This is a genomic window from Mycobacterium sp. E3198 (assembly GCF_001667015.1).
GTDB lineage: Bacteria > Actinomycetota > Actinomycetes > Mycobacteriales > Mycobacteriaceae > Mycobacterium.
The window spans coordinates 1-4,986 of sequence record NZ_LZIS01000175.1 but is presented as its reverse complement, the minus strand read 5'-3'; the positions used below and the strand labels follow the sequence as shown (position 1 = coordinate 4,986).

Annotated in this window: 5 protein-coding genes; 3 read left to right on the top strand and 2 right to left on the bottom strand. The window is 73.2% G+C overall.

The window, feature by feature from the left end; genetic code table 11:
* Positions 1-209: 209 nt before the first annotated feature.
* Positions 210-374 carry a hypothetical protein gene (locus A5673_RS30665; protein WP_156748387.1) on the bottom strand — a complete coding sequence of 55 codons (165 nt, stop codon included), beginning with the start codon at positions 372-374 and terminating at the stop codon, positions 210-212.
* Between the two features lie 63 nt (positions 375-437).
* Positions 438-854: a hypothetical protein gene (locus tag A5673_RS30660; RefSeq protein ID WP_068235772.1), complete on the bottom strand. Its 417-nt coding sequence runs from the start codon at positions 852-854 to the stop codon at positions 438-440.
* Positions 855-1,067: 213 nt separating this feature from the next.
* On the opposite strand from A5673_RS30660, the gene A5673_RS19045 reads away from it, so the two are divergent.
* From A5673_RS19045 to A5673_RS19035, 3 genes are all read left to right on the top strand, one after another.
* Entirely contained in the window at positions 1,068-2,540 is a 1,473-nt protein-coding gene (locus tag A5673_RS19045) for a hypothetical protein (RefSeq protein ID WP_068235769.1), read from the top strand.
* Between the two features lie 110 nt (positions 2,541-2,650).
* Positions 2,651-3,775, top strand: a complete 1,125-nt coding sequence (locus A5673_RS19040) for a hypothetical protein (RefSeq protein WP_068235767.1) — start codon at positions 2,651-2,653, stop codon at positions 3,773-3,775.
* Between the two features lie 188 nt (positions 3,776-3,963).
* The coding region (locus A5673_RS19035) for a hypothetical protein (RefSeq protein ID WP_231971133.1) at positions 3,964-4,986 on the top strand (1,023 nt) is incomplete at its 3' end.

Sequence of the window (4,986 nt, the reverse complement as noted above, 5' to 3'; positions counted from 1 at the left end):
TACCGGTCGTGATCCCTCCCGTGGCGCCGATCCCGGTGCCACCGATCCGCCTGCCCATTCCAAACCCGGTGGTCAGCCCGCCGATCATCCAGGCCCCGCGCCCGGTGCTGCCGCAACCGCCCGTGCATATCCCGCAGCCCGTGCCGCCCCAGGGCGGCGTCACGGTTCCCCATTCGCCGCCGCATCAAATTCCTCCCGGCGAAGGCCATCTACCCATCCCGGGCGAAGGCCCCGGCGGTCCCGGCGGCGGGCACTTCCCGCCCCCGGTGACGGGCCCGGGTGGCCCCGGCGGCGGACCCATCCACGTCCCGGGCGAAGGTCCCGGGGGTCCGGGCGGCGGCGAGCCCGCCGGCCCCGGACCGTTCGGTGGTCACGGACCATTCGGCGGTAACGGGCCGTTCGGGGGCGGTAACGGGCCGTTCGGTGGTCACGGACCGCTAGGCGGCGGTCCCGGCGGCGGTCCGGGCGGCGGCCCGCCGGCCGGTCCCGGTCCGTTCGGTGGTGGTTCCGGTCCGTTCGGCGGTCACGGACCCTTCGGCGGCGGCGGCGCCCCCGGCGGCGGTCCCTTCGGCGGCGGCGGCGCTCCGGGCGGCGGTCCGTTCGGCGGCGGCGGGGGTCCGTTTGGCGGCGGCGGCGGCCCGTTCGGTGGCGGCGGTCACGGCGGCTTCGGCGGCGGCGGCGGTCCGTTCGGTGGGGGCGGCGGCGGTCCGTTCGGTGGCGGCGGTCACGGCGGCTTCGGCGGTGGTGGCGGCTTCGGCGGCGGTGGTGGTGGTCACAGCGGTGGCGGGCACCACTAACCACACGCAGGGCCCGATCGCCCGGCGTCGCGACACGGCCGGCGCGGCCGGCTTCACGCTTAACACCCCCGCCGGTACGCGGGTAGGCTCGAAACGTTGGGCTGGCCGAAAACCCGCGCCGCCCCGTCTCCTCACAACCAGAACTTCATAACGCCCGGCGAATAGTGGATTCTCGGAGCCCGAGCTGCTGTGGCAAGAGAGTCTGACGGAACGCGTTGTCGCCGCGGCTGTGGCCGCGACGCAGCGAACTATCAAGGGAGAGTTTCAGCGGTGGTGGGCATCGTGCTTGGCGTCTCGATGGCGCCGACGAAGGTCCGCATGGTGTTGGTGGAAGGCGAATGCGCCGACGGCGCCACCGTCGACCAGGACAACTTCGACGTCGACGCGGACCGGTCGCCGACGGCTCCTTCCGCGGCGCCCAACCAGGTCGTCTCGGCCATCCTGGGCACGCGCGAAGGCGCCGACGAGGGCGGCTACCAACTGCTGTCCACAGGAGTGACGTGGACCGATCACGTCGAGGCGGCGCTGCTGCGGGACGCGCTCGTCGCCCACAAGATCGAAAACGTCATGCTGGTCTCGGCCTTCATGGCCGCCGCCGCCCTGGCGCAGGCCGTGGGCGATGCCACCGACTATGCGCACACGGCGCTGCTCTTCGTCGAGCCCTACACCGCGACGTTGGCGGTGGTCGACACGGCGGACGGGTCCATCTCGGACGTCCATCGGAGGGCTCTGGCCGACGACGAAGACGAGGCGGTGGCCGAGCTCGTCGACATGGTGTCGGGCGCCGAAGCGCTGGAAACACGCCCGGAGGGTGTGGTGGTCGTCGGCTCCGGCGTCGACATCCCGCTGATCAAGCCGGCCCTGGAGGCCGCGACTTCGCTTGCGGTGTCGGCTCCCGACGAGCCGGAGCTGGCGCTCGCCCACGGCGCGGCGCTGGCCTCGGCGAACGCGCCGTTGTTCGCGTCGTCCACGGCGGCGCTGGCCTACGCACTGGACCCGGGCACGGGCGAGGTTGACCCATTGGCGCTCGCCGGCCAGGTTCCCGGCCTGCTGCCCGCGTACCAACCCGAATACCGCAGCGCCCCGGAGCCGGCCGATGCCGACAGCGGCAAGCCCAACGTTGCCTACAGCGCCGTGCCCGACGAGGACGCGGAGGCCCACACGGCCATCGGCCTGGAGGACGCCCAGCGGCGCAAGTCGGTCCTGCTGGTGGGCAGCACGCTCGCGGTGATCTTCATCAGCGCGGTGGTGGCGCTGGAGATCGCGCTGGCGATCGGGATCCGCCCGACGGTGGCGTTACGGCCCAGCCCGAACGAAAACATCATCGCTCCCGCGCAGCCGCCCGCGCCCGCTCCGGTGCCTCAGGCCCAGCCGAAGATCCGGGCGCCGGCTCCGGTCGCGGCGCCGCATCCCATCGCGCCCCCCGCCGCGGCGCCGGTGCCCGCGGCCCCGCCCGTCCGGCTTCCCGTCGTTCCGCCACCGGTGTTCGTTCCGGTGCCTCGCGTGCCGGTCGTCGGGCCGCCGGTCCGAGGTCCCTTCGGCGGCGGACCGGCGCCGCGCGGCCCCTTCGGTGGCGGCCACGGGCCCTTCCGGGGCCCGTTCGGCGGGCACGGTCCCTTCGGCGGCGGGCACGGCGGTTTCGGGGGGCATGGTCTGTTCGGCGGCGGGCACGGGTTCGGTGGCTTCGGCGGCGGGCATGGATTCGGCGGCGGCCACGGATTCGGTGGCTTCGGGCACAGGTAACCGTCCGGCGCCGCCAGGCGCCTCCCGGCCCGCGGGCTAGGGTGGCTGACTGGAGCCCAGTCGCGGGTCAATCAGGCTGGCAGCGAATGACTTTGGAGAACGGGGGAGCGGTGGACATCGTCCTTGGGGTGTCACTGGCGCCCGAGACGGTCCGCATGGTGCTCGTGGAGGGTGCGGGTGCCGGTGGCGTCACCGTCGATGAGGCCAACTTTGCGGTCGCGGGTGTCGCTGCGGTCGACCAGGTGATCGGGGCCATTCTCGGCACCACCGAAAGCGCGGTCGAAAGCGGCTATCAGGTGAGGTCGAGCGGGGTGACGTGGACCGACCAAACCGCCGCCGCGGCGCTGCGAAAGGCCTTGGCGGAACGCAAGATCGAAAACGTCGTGCTGGTTTCGGCGTTCGTGGCCGCGGCGGCGCTGGCTCAGGCGGTCGCCAGCGCAACCAATTGCGCCCGCACCGCACTGCTGTTCGTGGAGCCGACCGCCGCGACGCTGGCCCTCGTCGACACCGCGGACGGTTCGATCGCCGACGTGCAACGAAAACCGCTGCCCCACCGCGACGATGCCGCGCTCGCGGAGCTGGCCGCGATGGTCGGGGCCGCTGAATCGCTGCGCGGTCGCCCCGACGGGATAGTGCTCGTCGGTTCCGGCGTCGACATCCCGTCGCTCAAGCCGGCGCTGGAAGCGGCGACATCGCTGTCGGTGACGGTGCCCGAGGAACCCGAGATGGCGCTGGCGCGGGGCGCCGCGTTGGCGGCGGCCCACCAGCAATTGGGGGCGCCGAGCACGGTCGCCATGCCCTATGTCGAGGAACCCGCGCCCGCGCTGGCCTACAGCGCCGAAGCCGCGGCCCCGGCCGACGACCACCGGGACGACGGCGAGCGACGCAGCCGAAAACTGTTGGCAGTCCTCGGCGCGACCGCGATTCTCGTCGTCGGTGCCGCGGCGCTGGCGCTCGCCATCGGCATCCGGCCGCACGCCCAGCAGCGACCGGATATCGGCAAGAATGTCGTCGCCCCGGCGACGCAGGCGGCGCCACCACCCCCGCAAGCGCCGCCGCCCGCGCCGCCAGCGCCGTCCGCCCCGCCGCCGGCTCCCGCGCCCGCCGCGCCGCAACCGGGGCCGAGTGCGAATCCCCCTGCGCAGTGGCCGCCGTCGCTGCCCAGGGACGACGATCACGACGATCGCTGGGGCTGGCTGCGCCGTCACCTCGGGCATGGAATCCTGGGCCCCTAGCCCGGCCGCGAGCGCATCAACCCGCGTAAAATCGGGAGACTAGGGGAATACAGGGTGGGGACTACAGCGCGCCTCAGTCGCTGACGCACGCGGCAAGCGCGTCCCCCGCCCGCACTGGCTGGCAAACGAACAATGGAGGAGCTTTGGACACCGTGCTTGGCGTGTCGATGGCGCCGACGGCCGTCCGTATGGTGCTGGTCGAAGGCGAGAACGGCGATGGCGCCACGGTCGATGAGGATAACTTCGATGTGGCCAACGACGACGACGCGGCAACCGTCACCGCGGCCGACCAGGTGGTTTCGGCGATCCTGGGCACCCGCGAGGGCGCCACGGAGGGCGGCTACCAACTGGCGTCGACGGGCGTAACCTTCACCGACCCGATCGAGGCGGCCGCGCTGCGCGATGCGCTGGCCGCCCACAAGGTCGAGAATGTGATGTTGGTCTCGGCCTTCCTGGCCGCCGCCGCGCTGGCCCAAACGGTGGGCAACCAAACCAACTACGCGCGCACGGCGCTGCTGTACATCGAGCCCGACACCGCGACCCTCGCGATCGTCGACAGCGCCGACGGGTCGGTCACCGACGTCTACCGGCAGCCGCTGCCTGCCGACGACGACGCGGCGGTGACGCAGCTGGCCTCGATGGTCTCCGGCGCCGAGGCGCTGGCGAACCGGCCCGACGGCGTGTTCGTCGTCGGTTCCGGGATCGACATCCCGATGATCAAGCCGGCGCTCGAGGCGGCGACCACGCTGCCGTTGTCGGCGCCCGAGGAGCCCGACACGGCGTTGGCCCGCGGCGCGGCGCTGGCGTCGGCGCACGCCCCGTTGTTCGCGTCTTCCACCGCCGCGCTGGCCTACGCCCAGGACCCGGGCACCGGCGCCATCAACCCGTTCGCGGTTGCCCCGGGATATTTCGAAACACCGGCCGGTGGGGCGGTGGACGCGCTTGCCTACAGCGCCGTGGCCGATGACGTCGACGAGGCCTTCACCGGCGAGCACCCGACCCAGCTGGTCGATGGCGGCTATCGCGACCGCAGGTCCTTCCGGCTGATCGGGAGCGGGTTGGCCGCGATCTTCGTCGTCGGCGTGACGGCCCTGGTCGTCTCGCTGGCGATCGCCATCCGGCCGACCGCGGGCGTGCGGCCCAGCCCCGACCACCACGTCGTCGCCCCGACGCAGGCGGCTCCCGCGCCGGCCGCCCCGGCGCCCGCCGCT